17 protein-coding genes are annotated in these 17,943 nt (G+C 38.5%); 2 read left to right on the top strand and 15 right to left on the bottom strand.

From position 1 onward, the window contains the following. Nucleotides 1-24: 24 nt before the first annotated feature. Nucleotides 25-570 carry a sigma-70 family RNA polymerase sigma factor gene (locus IW492_RS09855; RefSeq protein WP_202067452.1) on the top strand — a complete coding sequence of 182 codons (546 nt, stop codon included), beginning with the start codon at nt 25-27 and terminating at the stop codon, nt 568-570. Then, a complete protein-coding gene (locus tag IW492_RS09850; protein ID WP_202067451.1) occupies nt 554-1,336 on the top strand; it encodes a hypothetical protein in 783 nt (260 codons plus the stop codon). The genes IW492_RS09855 and IW492_RS09850 overlap by 17 nt, the downstream gene beginning before the upstream one ends. Before the next feature lie 142 nt (nt 1,337-1,478). Here the strand turns inward: IW492_RS09850 and IW492_RS09845 are convergent, their stop codons facing one another. The 15 genes from IW492_RS09845 to IW492_RS09775 form a co-directional block, all read right to left on the bottom strand. Continuing rightward, nucleotides 1,479-2,525 (bottom strand): SepM family pheromone-processing serine protease, encoded by a 1,047-nt coding sequence (locus IW492_RS09845; protein ID WP_202067450.1) that lies wholly within the window; start codon nt 2,523-2,525, stop codon nt 1,479-1,481. Then, a complete protein-coding gene (gene coaD, locus IW492_RS09840; protein ID WP_202067449.1) occupies nt 2,515-3,009 on the bottom strand; it encodes a pantetheine-phosphate adenylyltransferase in 495 nt (164 codons plus the stop codon). The genes IW492_RS09845 and coaD overlap by 11 nt, the downstream gene beginning before the upstream one ends. After that, nucleotides 3,002-3,622 (bottom strand): 16S rRNA (guanine(966)-N(2))-methyltransferase RsmD, encoded by a 621-nt coding sequence (gene rsmD, locus IW492_RS09835; RefSeq protein WP_267491466.1) that lies wholly within the window; start codon nt 3,620-3,622, stop codon nt 3,002-3,004. Before rsmD ends, coaD begins: the two co-directional genes overlap by 8 nt. A 101-nt stretch (nt 3,623-3,723) precedes the next feature. Continuing rightward, nucleotides 3,724-4,080, bottom strand: coding sequence for a YlbG family protein (locus tag IW492_RS09830; protein ID WP_202067447.1), 357 nt, complete (start codon nt 4,078-4,080; stop codon nt 3,724-3,726). Continuing rightward, nucleotides 4,070-4,501 carry a YlbF family regulator gene (locus IW492_RS09825; protein ID WP_202067446.1) on the bottom strand — a complete coding sequence of 144 codons (432 nt, stop codon included), beginning with the start codon at nt 4,499-4,501 and terminating at the stop codon, nt 4,070-4,072. The genes IW492_RS09830 and IW492_RS09825 overlap by 11 nt, the downstream gene beginning before the upstream one ends. Before the next feature lies 1 nt (nt 4,502). Continuing rightward, nucleotides 4,503-5,633 carry a CAP-associated domain-containing protein gene (locus IW492_RS09820; RefSeq protein ID WP_202067445.1) on the bottom strand — a complete coding sequence of 377 codons (1,131 nt, stop codon included), beginning with the start codon at nt 5,631-5,633 and terminating at the stop codon, nt 4,503-4,505. A 20-nt stretch (nt 5,634-5,653) separates the two neighbouring features. Beyond that, nucleotides 5,654-9,082 carry a pyruvate carboxylase gene (locus IW492_RS09815; protein WP_202067444.1) on the bottom strand — a complete coding sequence of 1,143 codons (3,429 nt, stop codon included), beginning with the start codon at nt 9,080-9,082 and terminating at the stop codon, nt 5,654-5,656. Between the two features lie 40 nt (nt 9,083-9,122). Continuing rightward, nucleotides 9,123-10,319, bottom strand: a complete 1,197-nt coding sequence (locus IW492_RS09810) for an FtsW/RodA/SpoVE family cell cycle protein (RefSeq protein WP_202067443.1) — start codon at nt 10,317-10,319, stop codon at nt 9,123-9,125. A 3-nt stretch (nt 10,320-10,322) separates the two neighbouring features. Then, complete coding sequence (locus IW492_RS09805; RefSeq protein ID WP_202067442.1) at nt 10,323-10,625, bottom strand: YlaN family protein; 303 nt, start codon at nt 10,623-10,625, stop codon at nt 10,323-10,325. A 314-nt stretch (nt 10,626-10,939) separates the two neighbouring features. Next, a complete protein-coding gene (recQ, locus tag IW492_RS09800; protein ID WP_202067441.1) occupies nt 10,940-12,739 on the bottom strand; it encodes a DNA helicase RecQ in 1,800 nt (599 codons plus the stop codon). A gap of 335 nt (nt 12,740-13,074) precedes the next feature. Beyond that, nucleotides 13,075-13,860, bottom strand: a complete 786-nt coding sequence (locus IW492_RS09795) for an ABC transporter ATP-binding protein (protein WP_202067440.1) — start codon at nt 13,858-13,860, stop codon at nt 13,075-13,077. After that, on the bottom strand, nt 13,857-14,744 hold the full coding sequence (locus tag IW492_RS09790; protein WP_202067439.1) for an ABC transporter permease: 888 nt from the start codon (nt 14,742-14,744) through the stop codon (nt 13,857-13,859). Before IW492_RS09790 ends, IW492_RS09795 begins: the two co-directional genes overlap by 4 nt. A gap of 73 nt (nt 14,745-14,817) precedes the next feature. Then, complete coding sequence (gene trpX, locus IW492_RS09785; protein ID WP_202067438.1) at nt 14,818-15,810, bottom strand: tryptophan ABC transporter substrate-binding protein; 993 nt, start codon at nt 15,808-15,810, stop codon at nt 14,818-14,820. Nucleotides 15,811-16,220: 410 nt separating this feature from the next. Continuing rightward, nucleotides 16,221-16,796, bottom strand: a complete 576-nt coding sequence (locus tag IW492_RS09780; protein ID WP_229444349.1) for a GNAT family N-acetyltransferase — start codon at nt 16,794-16,796, stop codon at nt 16,221-16,223. Nucleotides 16,797-16,910: 114 nt separating this feature from the next. Then, the gene (locus IW492_RS09775; protein ID WP_202067437.1) at nt 16,911-17,735 is read right to left on the bottom strand and encodes a hypothetical protein; all 825 of its coding nucleotides are present in this window, start codon (nt 17,733-17,735) and stop codon (nt 16,911-16,913) included. Nucleotides 17,736-17,943 lie beyond the last annotated feature (208 nt).

The raw sequence follows: 17,943 nt of genomic DNA, 5'->3' as shown, positions 1-17,943 counted from the left end.
AATAGGATGAAAGGAGGGCCAGATATGGATGCAAAAATTGTAGAATTAATGAAGATGAAGGACTTCAGGGGGTTGGAATTGCTGATTAACTCTTATGGAGAAAAAATTATCAAGACAATTAATGCGGTATTAAATCGTACTGAAGAGCACAATTACCATAAAGAAGCAGAAAATGAAGTTTTCTACAAAATTTGGAGATCAATAGATCAGTTTGATGTATCGAAAAGCAGTCTGAAAACCTGGTCTCTGACAATCACCCGTAATAGCTGTATTGATAAAAAAAGAACTATTATCCGTAAGCAAAAACTTGTACCTCTTGAACAAGCAGCAGAATCTAAAATATATGATCAATACTTTGAAAAAGAAGAGTTTCTGGATTTGATTTGCAGTCTGAGCAGCGAAGATCAGCTGATTTTTCTTAAATATTATTACTATCAGGAAACTCCGCAAATGATTGCAGAGGAACTGCAATTGTCGATCACACAAATTTACAATCACCTATCCAGAGGTCGAAAAAAACTCAAAAAAAATTTACAGGAAGGAGTAATAAATCATGGCGAATACTTTTAGAAAAAGTGTCCGGAAACTGAATCAGGAACAGATGAATCAAGACGCATCTGCACTCTTTTCCAGCGAGCAGAAAAATGCACTTTTCAAACAGACTAAGATGTATATTTTCCTGCAGGAGCTGCTTGAGTCAGTCAAAGGTGAACTTGAGGCAGAGGAAGAAATCCAATCCTACTTTCCTCTGACAACTGATGGCCCCAATCTCAGCTTTATGAATGTTGGTTATTTGGGCATTTATCATCCAAAAACAGAAAAAGGTCGTAAATATATCAAAGATTTTCATGATTTGAGAGGAAACAGATTATTAATCTTTACTGATCAGAGGATTATCTTTTTGACAATCATTGAATATATTGATCAGGGGTTATTTTACAGCTACCCATATGAAGCGATCAGCGTGATTACCGTGAAAAAAATGAAGAGCAGTTATTGGGAGCGGGAAGGTGGTTTTCGATTTACCAGGAAAAAATTAATTAGTTATTACTTCGACTTTGAATGTGAAAACAGTATTTTTTCGGAGTTGATCGATGAAGCAGATGCCCAGCTTTTCTTAGAACAAATATCAGAAATTGATAAGATGAAAAATATTTCAATTAGAGAATCCGTCTACAGAAAAAGAAAATTTGATTTCCTGATTAATAATTTTCAAATGGGTTTGCGAATTGGTATTTTCTTATCCTACTCAATGATTGTTCTCTTTATACTTTTCTTTTTGCTGGGAGTTGTGTTTCATATTGGTCCGTGGGCCGACTTGATACCAAAATACTAACGCTAAAAATACACCTGTATGCCATACCTCAAACGGCTCACAGGTGTATTTTTTTATGAAAGGTTCGTCTAATTGTACTTGTAAATCGGGAAAAATCTACATCCACTATGTGAACACGATGTTCAGTCAATAACTATTATTACTATTTTTCTTCCAGCTCATTTAGGTAATCCAAGGCATCCTGAACGGTTTTTACAGGAACAATTTTCATATCTGTTCCAATTTTTTCGGCTGCAGCAAGTGCTTCTTCGTAGTTGGTTTTGGTCTCTGGGTACTCTTCTTTTAATTCGTCAGATATTTCATCATCTGGAGCGAAAAAGATTTCTGCCCCGTTTTCACTGGCAGTTACCACTTTCTTATCGATTCCTCCAATTCTTCCAACTGTTCCTTCAGAATTAATCGTACCTGTGCCGGCAATTTCATGACCTTTCCGAATTTCTTTTCCTGTAAGCAATTCGTATGTCTGCAACGTAAACATCAGCCCGGCTGAGGGCCCTCCGATGCTGCCTGCATCAATTCTCACATCCACATCTGTCTCAATCTCTGTATGGTCCGTCAGTCCAATACCAATCCCCGGATTTTTTGTGGAAAGCTCCATTAATCTGCCAGATGCTTCCTTTTCTTCCCCATCATGTAAAAACGTTACTGTTACTTTTTGACCCACTTCCTGGCTTTTTACATACTCTATCAGCTCTTCGCTGTTCTCAAATATTTTTCCGTCAACTCCTGTTACTGTGTCACCAACTTCAATTTTATTCTTAAAATCTGATTCTTCATCGATCGTCAAAACGTAGACACCTTTATACTCCATCCGATAATCAATTCCTGCGAGCCTCAACGCCTGTTCAATTGCAGCATTTTGAGAAGAATCCATGTAGTATTGTTGAATTTGTTCGTATTCCTTACTTGTGCTGCTGCCCATCAGCTCCTCTTTGCTTAGCAGCTCATTGAAATCCGTAAAATGGGCTGCTATAGCTGATACAGCAGTTGCTCTTCTCACACTCACAGTTGTCAGATAAAAGCCTCCGGCTCCTTCATCTTTCTTTCCATCCACTGTTACAAAGTCCTTCAGATTTTCTGTCGAGCCAGGCCCTTCAATATAATAAGGAATTCTCACAACAAACAATAGAATGAATACAAGAATCAAAAAAAAGGGAATAAAAGAAAATTTTTTCTTATTATTTATCATCAATCATCGCTCTCTTCTCCAACATATCATTTACTGCATTTGGCAAAAATTCTGAAACATCTCCACCAAATACTGCTATTTCTTTCAACACACTTGAACTGACATGCGCATATTTTTCATCTGCCAGCAAGAAGACAGTATCTATCTTCGGCTCTAAATGCCGATTCATCAAAGCAATGTTTTTTTCATATTCATAGTCCTGAATATTCCGGATTCCTCTGATTAAAAATCCAGCACCTAGTGCACATGCAGTTTCTACTGTAAGTTTCTTTTCCTGATGAATAACACGAATATTACTCAAATGTTCAGTTGCTTTCACAATCATTTCTTCTTTTTCTATCGCATTGAACCAGGAATTCTTTCCGGTATTTGTAAAAATACCAATAATTACCTCATCAAAAATCTGTGCTGCGCGCTCAACAGTATTTAGGTGCCCCTTAGTAAAAGGGTCAAAGCTTCCTGGAAAAAGAGCTGTTTTAGTCATCAGCAGAGTCCTTTCTATAAATCGATATTTTAGATATCCCATAAACAGATTCCTTTGCTTTATATAAAGAATCGATTGTTTCAGGCAACTCAACCTCTTTATCTGTTTCACAAACCACAACACAATGATCATTTAACAGATGGGTTAAAAGCATTTTTTTGAGCTGTTCTTCAATTTTTTGTTGCGCATACGGCGGATCAAGAAGAATCACATCAAAATGCCAGCCTTCACCTGATAAATAGTCCAATGCTTTGTCCGCATCCATTTTTTTTACAGTGAACTTTTCATCTTCTTTTGTCACAGCAATATTTTCCTGAATCACTTTAAATGCCGAAAAATTTTTCTCGATACATACTGCTTTTGCTGCACCTCTGGAAACAGCTTCAATTGCAAGGCTTCCACTGCCGGAATATAAATCCAGCACATATTCTCCATCAAAATAAGGACCAATCATATTAAAAATGGATTCTTTTACTTTATCTGTTGTAGGTCGTGTGCTATCACCAGTTAATGCTTTTAAACGACGACCTCTATATTCACCTGCAACTACTCGCATCTTCTCGCTCCTGTTCTTTTTATAGCTAACTGAATTCACTCGTTTTGCCGCAGTCATCAAACAAAACAGTAACAGTCATCAGCTTTATTCTAGCTTTTCTTCATGGAAAAAAGATGAAAAATGTTTGAAGTTCCTACACATTTTTCATCTCTTCAAATTTATACATTTTCAGCTAAGCGAATCTGAGTATTGATTTCTTCAACTTCAAAACCTTCTTCTTCAACATATTGATAAGCCGCCTTTGTCCCGATTTTTTCTGCAAAATTCATTTCAACATCCGGTCGATAAGAACGTTCCACCTTGCGAACAAAATGCAGTCCGTTAATTTTTGCTTCTGCTGACTCAATTTCTTCTTCATTCATATAAAGAACAATATATTTCATCCTTCTGGAAACATACTGTATAAGTCCATATCTCTTCAGTGTTTTCAACTGCTTCAAAGAATAAACCCAAATAATGATTGATCTGCGCTTTTGCAGAGTCAATTCTTTTTCCTCATTTACATTAACTTGCATGACAGCTTCCTCCGCATCCATGCTGAGTTCCTTTGGTAAAGAACGGGTTCCCAGCATCCACTTTAATATCATCAGAAATTGTTTTTGCGATTGCAGAACTGATCGTATCTAAAATATCCTGAATATCTGTTTCTGAAATTCTGAATTCAGAAACCTCTTCACACATATCCAGCTGTCTTTTCGCCTGACGAAGTGCTCTTTGCTTCGTTTTAAAATCAGGGGCATGCGAGCCATAGCTTTCTATACGCTCAAACGCTGTTTTTGAAGACAAAAATTCAGACAGCCTCTCCTGCACCGTTTCTGACTGATTCATTTTTCTTTTATTTTCTTTATATTGTTTAAGTTTGCTGCTGCTCAAAACAGTTTGAACCAGCAGCTCTGTTTGATCCTCTATGTTAAAAAGTGATTCATTCACTATCATCTTATCTGCTATCCTCTGTTTCTTCTGTATTATTTTGTGTATTCTCTAATAAGACTAACACATCTTCTTTAGAAAAAGCAACGCCAATGTTCTGAGCATTCTCCTGTGAAAAGCGTGCATAATAGGCACCATCTGAAAACCAAAAAAGAGCAGCAAAGGAAGGATCATAGACAGGGGTCATATAAATCCCATCCGGCTTTCGCAAAGGCAGATTACTTTTATCCGCCATTTTTTCAAATTCTGTATTTGAAAATATAAAAGCAGAAGCAATTTCGCCAAGGCTTTCATTTTTGACTTGTGATAGAGATTCCAACCGTTCGACAGAAAGGAATTCTGAAGCATTCTCTTCGTAAAACTGATATAACTCAACTGCATTCTTCATTGTCTCAGAATTTATTGCGTAGGGTTCCAGACCATCATTAATTCTTAATAAATTGATCATTCGAATGATTGTTTTCTGCTTCTCCGCTGCTATCTCAGCTTCAGTTTCTTCAATAGTAATTGGCAGCGCCTGTCCCGTTGTCAGCTGATAAGGCATTACTGTCAACAGATACTCTTTTGAAACATATGTAATCCCAGAAATACTCTCTTTTCCATGCGTAAAAAATAAAACAGCAAAGCTTTGATTGTCAAAGGCTATCAGCGGTCGATAGTTCATATCTTCTTCCGTAAGCTCTATCGAATACTCTTCTGCTTCATAATCAATGGAGAAATTTGAAAATATGGTGGTTAATTCTGAAATATCAGACAAGGTCATCTCAAAATTAAACGGGGCAGTTCTGTCTGTAGTATTAAACACCTTAACAGACTGAATAATATCATTATTTACGCTAACTTCCATATATTCTGAATCTTCCTCACCAAATATTAACAAATCATAACCTAAGCCTGTGGAATATCTGGTAAGCGGCTCGCCGAATTCCTGCGTAAACGTGCTGATTTTTTTTCCTATGTATAAGGCATACCCCGAAGCTTCAAGCTCTTCGTGGGGCAATGCCGTATGAGAGACAACCTGTCCCCCGTTATTACTTATATCGATTTCGGCTTTTTCAGGAGGAAAAAATACAGGTTCAAGATAGCCAATAATCAATACCGTTGAAAGTACTGCAAGAAAAGCCAAAACTCTTTTCATTTTTTCCTCCCTCAATGCCTTTATTTTTCCTCTAATTCCAATAATAGATCGCCTGAGCTGATTGCTTCGCCCTCTGACACATAAATATGATCTACCATTCCATCAAAATGAGCTTCCAGACTAGTTTCCATTTTCATTGCTTCTGTGATAATTAAAGGGTCGCCTTTTTTAACTTTGTCACCTTTCTTAACAAGGAGCTGCAGAACTGATCCGGACATAGTAGCCCCTATCTGCCCCTTATTTGTCGGCTCAGCTTTTCGCTTCGTTTGAACACTGGATTTGATTGAGTGATCCTTGATCTCTATTTCACGTCGCTGACCATTCAGATTAAAGAATAATGTTCGATTTCCTTCCACATCCGGTTCACCGATTTCGTCTAAGCGAACAATTAACGTCTTTCCTCTTTCAATCTGGACTTCAACCGTTTCACCCAATCGAATTCCCTGGAAGAATGTCGGTGTATCAAGTAGAGTAACATCGCCATAATTTTGATAAGAGGTCCGATAATCAAGAAAGACCTGAGGATACATCAAGTAGCTTAATACTTCTTCCATTTTCGGCTCATATCCGATTTTCTCAGCAAGCTCTTTACTTATCGCTGCAAAATCTACAGGCTCAGCCAAATCTCCCGGACGATCAGTAAAGGCCGGACGTCCCTTAAGAATAATACGTTGCAGCTCTTTAGGAAATCCGCCAGTCGGCTGCCCAAGATCTCCCTGGAAAAATGTTACTACAGACTCAGGGAAGCTCAATTGATTGCCGCACTCAAAAACTGCTTCTTCTGTTAAATCATTCTGCACCATGAACAATGCCATATCCCCAACAACTTTCGAAGACGGGGTTACTTTCACAATATCACCAAACATTAAATTAACTGTCTGGTACATTTTTTTTATATCATCCCATTTGTCACCTAAACCGACTGCTTTTGCCTGCTGTTGCAAATTGGAATACTGACCGCCAGGCATTTCATGCATATAAACTTCTGTCTGAGGCGCATTCAAGCCATTTTCAAACGGAATATAGTACATACGAACATCTTCCCAGTAGTGATTGATTTTCTGAGCATTGTCAACATTGATATCTGGAGTACGTTCTCCATTTACCAGCGCATAATACAAACTAGTCATACTAGGCTGGCTTGTTGCTCCGCTCATTGCACTCGCCGCAACATCTACAATATCTACTCCGGCTTTTGTTGCTGCAGAATATGTGATAATACCATTTCCGCTTGTATCATGAGTATGGAGATGAATAGGCACGTCAACAGTATCCTTCAGCTCGCTGATTAAGCGATAGGCAGCCTGTGGTTTGAGCAGACCTGCCATATCCTTAATGGCTATGATGTGGCTGCCCAGCTGTTCAAGCTCTTTAGCCATATCCTTATAATATTGAATAGTATATTTATTTCTGGATGGATCATTGATATCTCCAGTATAACAAATTGCCGCTTCTGCAATTTTCCCTGAATCCCGAACAGCCTGGATACTCTTTTCCATTTGAGGAATCCAGTTTAAGCTGTCAAAAATACGGAAAACATCTACTCCCTGCTTGGCTGACTCTTTAATAAATTCTCTGATGACATTATCTGGATAATTTTGATAACCGACTGCATTTGACCCTCTAAACAGCATTTGGAACAATGTGTTCGGCATCAGCTTTCTCAGTTTTCTTAATCGCTGCCATGGATCTTCATTTAAGAATCGGTAAGCTACATCAAATGTAGCCCCGCCCCACATTTCAGTTGAAAAAAGTTCAGGCAAACCTTCTGAAGTTGCCTGGGCAATTTCCTTGAAATCTTGTGTGCGAACTCGTGTAGCTAAAAGGCTTTGATGCGCATCTCTGAATGTTGTATCCGTCAGTAAAACATTTTCCTGTTGTTTTACCCATTCAACAACTCCTTCTGCTCCCTTCTCATCAAGCACATTCTTTGCAGTAATGAAATCTTTCTTAAGAACCAGATTTTCAGGCAATCTAGGTTGACCAAAATAACGCTTTTCTAATTTTTCAATCCCTGGAAAACCATTTACAGTTACTTCACCGATAAATTTCATTGTTTTGTTTCCACGGTCGCGTACACGAGGAAATTCAAATAATTCAGGTGTATTGTCAATAAAAGTTGTATGTGCCTCACCTGATCGGAATAATGGGTGACTTACTACATTTTGCAGAAACGGAATATTCGTCTTTACACCACGAACACGAAATTCTTTCAGACAACGCTGCATTTTCTGCACAGACTTTTCAAAGGTAATACCATGCGTACAGACTTTAACTAATAGTGAGTCAAAATAAGGAGTTACCGCATAACCTGAATAGGCATTTCCAACATCCAAACGAACTCCAAAACCACCTGGAGAACGATACGTATCAATTTTTCCAGTATCCGGCATGAAATTGTTCAGCGGATCTTCTGTCGTAATTCTGCACTGAATAGCAGCACCATTCAAGCGCAACTCTTCTTGTTTAGGAATGCCAATTTCTTTATGAAGCTCCAGCCCCTGAGCAATAAGAAGCTGCGAAACTACGATATCGATATCTGTAACCATTTCCGTAATCGTATGCTCAACCTGTACACGCGGATTTACTTCAATAAAATAAAAGCGGTCGCCTTCAACCAAAAACTCAACAGTTCCGGCATTCACATAACCGACATGACTCATCAGCTGAACAGCGGCATTACAAATTTCTTCCCGCAATGCTTCATCCATTGAAACACATGGAGCAACTTCTACAACTTTTTGATGACGTCTTTGCACAGAGCAGTCACGTTCAAACAAATGAATAACATTCCCATGACAATCTCCTAATATCTGAACCTCAATATGCTTTGGATTTGAAATATATCGTTCTACATATACTTCATCCGAACCAAAGGCTGCTTTGGCCTCGCTTTTTGCACGCTCATAACCTTCACGTGCATCTTTTTCATTATAAGCTACCCGCATCCCACGACCGCCGCCGCCCAATGCAGCTTTGATCATGACAGGAAATCCATGTGTATTTCCAAACTCAAGTACTTCGTCAATTGTATCAACTGGACCGTCCGATCCTGGAATTGACGCAATACCAGCAGCTACAGCCGCTTCTTTAGCTTTAATTTTGTCACCAAAGATATCTAAATGATGGATATTGGGTCCGATAAATGTAATTCCTTCTTCTTCACAGCGCTTCGCAAATTCAAGGTTTTCAGAAAGAAAACCATATCCCGGGTGAATTGCATCAGCTCCTGCATTTTTAGCAATCTTTAAAATTCCTTCGATATCCAGATATGCTTCAATCGGTTTTTTCCCGCGTCCTACCAAGTACGCTTCATCCGCTTTAAACCGATGGACTGAATATTCATCTTCTTCCGCATAGACAGCAACTGTCTGGATATTTAATTCAGTACATGCCCGAAAAATACGAACAGCGATTTCACCGCGGTTTGCTACTAAAACTTTCTTCATTTTCCCACTCCTACCTTCATTTATAGTTGCTCTCAAATCGTTATATATCAGATTCAGCCACCTGGTAATCATCGATCAGTTTCTGCCGCTTTTCATCCGCACTGATGTTCAGTACAAATCCAACAGCTGCCGAGACGACCAAAAGGCTGTTTCCTCCATGACTTAAAAATGGGAAAGTTATCCCGGTTAAAGGAATGATTCCTGTAATTCCGCCTAAGTTGACAAACACTTGAATCATCAGCATTGCGCCAATTCCGATACAGAAGAGTGAATTAAACGGTTTTTTCGAACGAACCCCGACCAAAATAATCCGACTAATCAAAAAGAACAAAACTAAAAGAATCAAAATTGAAACAATCAGTCCCAGCTCCTCAATCGTAATCGAAAAAATAAAATCCGAGTGTGCTTCAGGCAAAAAACCTTTTTTCTGAATGCTATTTCCCAGACCTCGACCAAACCAGCCGCCATTACTCATTGCATAATAGGAATTAATCAACTGATGTCCAGTTTCTCTTTCGTCAATAAAAGGATTCAAAAAAACTTCAAAACGTTTGTATACATATTGAAACTGGGCTGGAATAAAACTTCCTTTTGTCAGTAAAAGAGCTTCAATAAAAGCAATACTTCCCAAAATCCCTGCTCCGGCGATTACATATGTATACATGTAATTGATTCCGCTCGCCAACAAAATAGTAATGGCTACCAGAGTCAACACTGCTGCATTTCCTAAATCGGGTTGAATAATAACCAAAAAAATAAGAGCAGCAACTAAAAGCATGGGTCTGAAAACTGCTTTTTTAAATTCTTTATCAATATATTTTTGGCGTCTGGCCAATATATATGCCAGATACCAGATAATCATAATTTTTAAATACTCCGCAGGCTGCATGGAAAATCCGGCAATAACAAGCCAACCCTTGGCACCATTGATTGTCTGCCCCAAATCTGTGAAGCGGACCGCCAGAAGTAATGCTGAAATCACTGCAATAGCAAACATGATAAACCCTTTATTCTGATAAACAGTTGTCTTCATCTTGTAAATAAAAAACATCGCCACCAGACTCAAAATCCAAAACTGAACCTGATTTATCACCATTGCAGTTAAAGGTTTTCCCTCTGTAAGCTGTTTTGCCGAAGTTGTACTGTAAACCATGATCAAGCCCACACAGCTCAAAATTAAGTAAGGAATCAAAATACTATAATCCAGCAGATGTCTTTTCTTTACTTTCTTTGGCAAAGTTTAAACCTCCTTGCCACTCTCATTTTTATCTTGTGTCACTTCATACACTTCAGTATATAATCGATTCAGTTCTTTTTCCAAATCACTAAGCATCTGGTGACCTTCTTGAGAACTAATAATACCCAGTCGAACAGCATAGGTCATTTGTCTTGAAAAGCCGTACATTTGCGTGTCAACAACCTCTTCAAATGCCTTACATTGAGAAATACAAAGGCTGTTATTTTGATTGCGAATCAGCATCATAATTCTGTCAGCATCCTCTTTCAGCAGTTCCATCGCAAATTCTTTTGTGATAGGTTTCATCTGCAGTCAACCTCCTAATCTTAATTATGTAATTATAGCATATTTCCTTGCATTATTAATAGAAATTTTCTGAAAAACAACAGTCTATACTCTTTTTTAACTTTCCGGCAGCAGACTTGTCTGTATTGACCTCTAGCTGAAACTTCACCAGCTGCGAAAAAATTTTAATGAAAAATCATTTGTTTTTTCGGCTGATTTCCATCAGAATATTTCAAAAAAATACCAAATACATTTATACATAGTATCAAAAAAGATAAAAATCTGCTATTTATAACCTGTTGTTTCTCAAAAAAACACAAGCTTTCAAGACTAGTCTAATTTTTTGTCGATTCTGTATTGTCTGACGGCGGATAGCTGTTAATTACTTGAAGAAACTGCTCCCCATATTTCTCCAATTTATTTTGCCCAACACCTTTGACCTGTAAAAATTCAATCGAATTTTTAGGCTGCTTTTCACAGAGCTCTTTCAATGTACTATCTGAAAAAATGAGGTATGGGGGTACATTCCCTGCCTGAGCAAACTCCATCCGCAAAGACCTCAGTAATTCAAACAACTGATCATCCACTGCTTCAAGACGCCGAATCCGCTGATCTTCTTTTCTAAAGACCTTTTGTTTACCAAGCAGTACTTGAACACCTGACTGAGAGACGGATAACAGAGGGAACTGACCATCAGAAGGAGAAAGATACCGTTCAGCAGTCAAATAATCAATCAGCTGTCCTACTTCCTTTTGAGTACGATCTTTCATCAGCCCATAGGTTGACAGCCTGTCAAAGCCCCACTGATCAATCTTCTGATCCTTTGATCCCGTCAGCACTTTAGTTACCAGTCCTTTTCCAAAGCGTTCCCCCATTCTTTTTACACAGGAAAGAACCTTTTGTGCCTCGAGACTCACATCTACCAGTTCTCTATTATCCAGACAATTACTGCATCTCCCGCAATCTGTTCCTTTTTCACCAAAATATCTTAAAATAAATTTTTGCAGACAAATTTGGGCATTGCCGTATTGTGACATTTCTCTCAATTTCATGTACTCTTTTTGCTTATATTCAATAGGAGAATCTGATTGGTCGATAAAATATTGTTGTATTTGGAGGTCCTGCGGGGCATAAAATAATATAGCATCACTTGGCAAGCCATCCCGGCCGGCCCTTCCTGCTTCCTGATAGTATGATTCTATATTACCGGGAATTTGGGCGTGAATAACGAAACGCACATTGCTTTTGTTAATCCCCATACCAAAAGCATTTGTCGCCACCATTACCCGTAGTTCATCAAAAAGAAAACGTTCCTGACTTTTATTACGAAGTCCTTCATTCATTCCGCCATGATACATACCGACAGCAATATTTTTACTTTTCAGCAAATGATAAATACGTTCCACTTCTTTTCGGGTACTCGCATAAACAATCCCCGACTGATCTCCATTCAACTTCAAATATTCTAAAAGAAAGACATCCCGGTTCTGATCTTTAATCACCTGAAAAGCTAAATTTTCTCTGGCAAAACCAGTTTTAATCTGATTCTTCTCAGGGATATGCAGCTGTTGGATTATATCGTCAGCAACTTGCGGCGTTGCTGTCGCCGTTAACGCAATGATTACAGGTACCTGCTGGAACTGTTGAACGACTTCAGCCATCCGCAAATAACTCGGACGAAAATCATGTCCCCATTGCGAAATACAATGCGCTTCATCAACAGCTAAAAGATCAATCTCTACATGTGTAAGCAGCTGTTGAAACTCAAATGATTCCAATCGCTCAGGAGCTACATACAAGAGCTTGATTTCTTTATCTACAACTAACTGAATCCGCTGATTCATTTCCTGTGTTGTTAAAGTGCTGTTAATAAACGCAGCAGGAATTCCCATCAGGTTCAGAGCATCCACCTGATCCTTCATCAGTGAAATTAAAGGAGAAACAACAAGAGTTACATTTTCCATTAATAATGCCGGAAGCTGATAGCAAATTGATTTCCCGCCGCCAGTAGGCATAATTCCCAAAACGTTTTCCCCATTCAATACATGATCAATAATTTCTTTTTGACCTTCCCTAAATTGATCATACCCAAATACTTCTTTCAATACTTTCTGAACTTTCTGACTGTCAGTCATATATAATTCTCCCGTCCATTCTCGCTGTTAGCTATTTTAACATGAGAAGAAGTATCGATTCAAGACGCCATTCAGCATCTGAATCAACAACAATAAAAATTCATTGCCGGACAATCTGCATAACAACAAATTTCTAAGCCAACAATGAATTTTCTGATAATTTTTCTTATTTTTGCTTTTGTATTCTCAAAAAGTAAACTACCGATCTGGAAACACTTGTACGTTTACCAAAAAGAAGGAATGAGTGTTTGACACAACCTCATAATAAACCAGGAGCTGATGTACCTGTTTCATAGAGGACAAAGAATAAAGTACTATTTTTTTCGAGTTAACCTCTAGTCAACTGACAGCTCTTCCGGTTCTTCTTCAAAAAACAATAGCAAATCCTGCAATTTCAAAGCAGCCTTCTCTTCTCTGTTTAAGTCTTTAACAATCCTTCCTTTTTGCATAACAATCAGCCGATTGCCATAATGCAACGCATCTTCCATTCGATGAGTAATCATCAGACAGGTAAGATTTCCATCGGTAATACGCTGATCGGTCAGCTTCATTAACTGTTTGGAAGTTTTTGGATCAAGTGCAGCAGTATGCTCATCCAAGAGCAGAAGTCGAGGCTTTGTCAGAGTGGCCATCAATAAGCTGAGTGCTTGACGCTGTCCGCCTGACAGATTTCCAGTCGGCGTATCCAAATGTTCTTCCAGTCCGTTTCCAACCTCACTGCAGATTTCAAAAAAGAGGTCCCGGCGTTCATTCAAGCGTCGGTTTTTTAATGTCCTCTTTTGACCTCTATACAATGCTAACAATAAATTTTCAGCAACAGTCATCCTTGGTGCAGTACCAAGCTTCGGATCTTGAAAGACTCGTGAAAAATAATTTGCCCGTTTTTCCTCAGAAAAAGAGGTGATTTCCTCACTTCCGCTTTTTATTTTCCCACCAGACAAGGTCAATGTTCCTGTGATGCTGTTAAACAATGTGCTTTTCCCAGCTCCGTTACCGCCCAAAACAGTAATAAAATCTCCCTCATTAATAGTTAATGAAACATCGTTTAAAATTACTTTCTTTTCATTTATTCCATTATCAATTACTTTAGTTGCATGGCTGATTTCCAGAATTGCACTCATTTTTCTTCCCCCTTTTCTGGCAAAATACGGAGATTCAACGCTTTTCTTAATTGCGGAATCATCAGACATATCGCAAGAATTCCTGCTGAGAAAATCTTAAGATAGGTTGTATCAAATCCTAGTTTGATAACAGCCAGAATCAGCAGCTGATAAATAATACTGCCAATGACAATTGCCACAAGCCGCTCCGCAAATGTCAGTTCACCGAACAGTACTTCCCCAATGATAATAGAAGCCAAGCCAATCACAATGACTCCAATCCCTTTATTGACATCTGCATACCCATCATTTTGTGCAATCAAAGCTCCTGACAGTGCAATAATGCCATTGGAAAGTGTCAGCCCGAGAATTTTCATGTTATCTGTTTTAATCCCAATTGAGCGGGCCATATCTTCATTATCTCCCGTAGCAATGTACGCCTGTCCTAGAACCGTATTAAAGAAAAATAACAGAAGTCCGATAATCAGAACCAGAACGATTGCTCCAAGAAAAACACTGTCAAAATAATTCGGCAGTTCCATGGAAGAAAAAATATCCTGAATTTTGGGTTGATTCAACAATGAAAGATTGGGTGTTTGCATCACATATAAAATCACTGAATTCAAGCCTGACATCACCAATATACCAGATAGAATGACTGGTATTTTCCCTTTAGTAAACAAGAGTCCAGTTACAAAGCCTGCACACATACCAGCTAAAATCCCCAGAAGTGTTGCAAATATCGGTGAAATTCCTTGCGTAATCGCAGTGACACAAACTGCCCCGCCCAATGGGAATGAGCCCTCCGTTGTCATATCCGGAAAATTCAATATCCTGTATGTCATAAATATTCCCAGTCCTAAAATTGCCCATAGCATTCCTTGTCCAATTGCTGAAACAATCATGTGATCCACTCCTGTTCTTCATTTTATAATACGAAAAAATCTATTTTAACCGCTCGTTTTAAATTATTCAGCTTTATTCTTCTCCTACCAGCTTCGCCTCTTTTAAGACTGCTTCCGGTATCGTCACACCAAGTTTTTTCGCCTGAACTTCATTAATGATAATGTCTCCTGTGTTAAATGTATAGATAGGCGTTGTTGCTGGATCTGACTTGCCTGAAATGATATCTGCCGCCATTTTTCCCGTTTGGACCCCAAGATCAAACTGATTAATTCCCACAGTGGCCAGTCCACCTTCAGAAACCATAGTGTCCACCGAAGGAATAATGGGCGTGTTCATTTTATTTGCCTCGTTCACAACAGTCTGCATTGCATTTGCAATGGTATTGTCTGTTGGAATATAGATAAAGTCTATCTCACTCGACATAACCTGAACTGTCTGGGCAATCTCATTACTGGACGGAACAACATACTCCTTAACCGTCAATCCAAGTCCCTGTGCTGCTTCCTTCGCTTCAGCGGCCTGATACTTTGAGTTTTCCTCTGCGGAAGAGTAAAGTATACCCACACTCTTCGCTTTAGGCAATAATGAAACTGCTAAGTCAAGTTGACTATCGACCGGCGATTTATCACTGACACCGGTGATATTTCCGCCCGGCTTTTCATTTGTTTCCACCAGTCCAGCACTTACAGGATCTGTAATCGCACCAAGTACAATTGGAATTTCGCTGGTACTGTTAGCCAATGCTTGCGCTGCTGGTGTCGCTATACCAATTAAGACCTCTGAATTTTTTTGAATTAACTGCTGACTCATTGTCGTCAGCTTACTCTGATCTGCCTGACCATTTTGAAAAATAATTTTTATGTTCTCTCCATCTACAAATCCGCTTTCTTTTAATCCCTCTTGAATCCCGTTGTAGATTTCATCTAAAGCCGGATGACTGACATACTGCAACACACCTACTACAGGAATTTCCTCAGCTTTTTCTTCACGTTTTTCTGTAAAAAAAGCAATGATTAAAAATAAAAAAACAACGCCAAGTGTTCCCATTAATTTTTTCGATTTCATACACTTTCCTCCTAAATGAATAACTTATACTTCAATGACCTCTTTAATTCTGAAGCAGTTCTAAAATCATCATCTTCATTTTTTAAACAAAAAACAGCAACCGTCTTTTTAAGAATGGTTGCTGCTCAACGCAAAAACCACATAGATGATTATCTATGTGGTTTGAATTTCAAAATAATTTGAATAAGCCAGCATAGATACAAATTTTAGAATCCATCTTCTAAAGTTGTATCTATGAAAAATCATACATACAACTTATCTACGCCAGTTTTGCCATGATTGAGCTTTGGTAATAGATAGTTGTGTCATGTTTGATTCCTCCCAAATTTTTGTTAAAGTTATTTTACCGTCAATTACTTGATTCTGTCAATAACCTTTTATCAAAAATTTCAGTTTTTGATGGTGGAATTTCACTGTTTTTCAGAAACAGTCAGTCTTTTTTGATAGCTCCAGCTGTTTTTATGCTCCTTAAAGGGATAGAATTTCAGGCTGGTGAACATTTTCTGAGAAGCTTTATTCCAGTTGAATATCTCGCTGACAATCATTGATTCTCTGCCCATTTTTCTTGATTTATAAATAAAGTATTTCGTAACTGTCCGCCCAATATGACGACTTCTAAAATCCTGATCAATCACAATTGCGTAATCATCTTTTGCAAGCCAGACATCCCCAATTGTCTGATATTCATCATCTTTCAAATATTCTATATAGTATAATTGCCCATTTTCATTTTGCCACTTATACATTTCTTCAATTTGTTTTTTATTATAAACAGCTGCAGTCCCGACTATATTCTTCATACTCTCCGGATCACTATACCAACGAAGAGATTCTCCCCGAGTCTTATCAAAGCGAACCAGCCTAATTCGTTTCCCTAAATATACCCGTCTATTCTTAAACTGCCTGAAAGAGGGCTCCTGATTATCCGGAACCCTCTTTCTTTTTAATAAGACTGCTGCTTTTTCTTTCAAATCAGTAACGATCACGTGAACCACTTCTTACATATACAGGAACAGCACTCCTGCGTGTATTTAACAAGAAGAAAACACCTAAAGTGAATAAAATCATAAATCTCATCTTAATCCCTTCTTTCTGTCAGTCTACTGTACCGTCTGTAGTTTTTCCTGATGCAGCTGTTCTGCAGTTGGTTCCGGTTCAGTTGGTTCAGGAGCAGCAGATTCTGTTGTTGGAGCATCTGTGGGAGTATCTATCGGCGCGTCCGATTCAACTATTGCTAATGGCAACTCATTAAGCTTTAATATTAACTCTGTTTTGACATCCATTGTACTCTCAACAATAAATCGATTTCGCTCCTTGCCGCCTTCAAAAAAGATAACTGTGACGTCCTCTTTTTTTATATTATACTGCTTTTCGATTTCACTTGCATCATATATGATTGGATAAACAGTAAGACTGCGGCTGAACATCTTCATTTCTTCCTCATCTTCAAACAGTGAAATTACCCGATCATACGTTTTTCCACTTGGTACTGAAAATACAACTGTAATTGCACGGCTATCCTTAATCTCTTTTTCAATTGTTTTTGTATCAGCAAACTTCACTTTTTTACTGCTGAAGTCCACATCAACTAATGATTCGACCTGTGATAAACGAATATTTGCCTGGACTCTTGGAATGACCAAGAATAGTGCTGCAATAATAATGATCACAGCAACCCCCAGTTGAATCAGCAATTTGGGGTTCTTATTTCCCTTTTTAGGTTTATTGGTTGGGGTAGAATTGTTTTGCAAATGACTCTCTCCTCTTTTAAATTGATTATAGTCCATTCGTTGTTTCTTGGTTAATGGATTTTTTTCTGATGGTCCGGCTGCCAATGCGTTTCGGCTTCTCATAAACGCATTTGTATCGAGGATCGCAGTCCGGCGAGAACCGTAGATACAATGATTGTTACGGGGTGAAATCACAAAGAACTATTGGCTCTCCTTTTAATTTTTGTTAGCAAATAATCTTTAGCTCTGTTTGGTAGATTATTTGCTTTCTTTCGGACAGTCCGGCTGCCAATGCGTTTCGGCTTCTCATAAACGCATTTGTATCGAGGATCGCAGTCCGGCGAGAACCGTAGATACAATGATTGTTACGGGGTGAAATCACAAAGAACTATTGGCTCTCCTT

It is taken from the genome of Enterococcus sp. BWB1-3 (assembly GCF_016745275.1).
GTDB lineage: Bacteria > Bacillota > Bacilli > Lactobacillales > Enterococcaceae > Enterococcus_L.
This window is presented reverse-complemented; position numbering and strand designations above follow the sequence as displayed.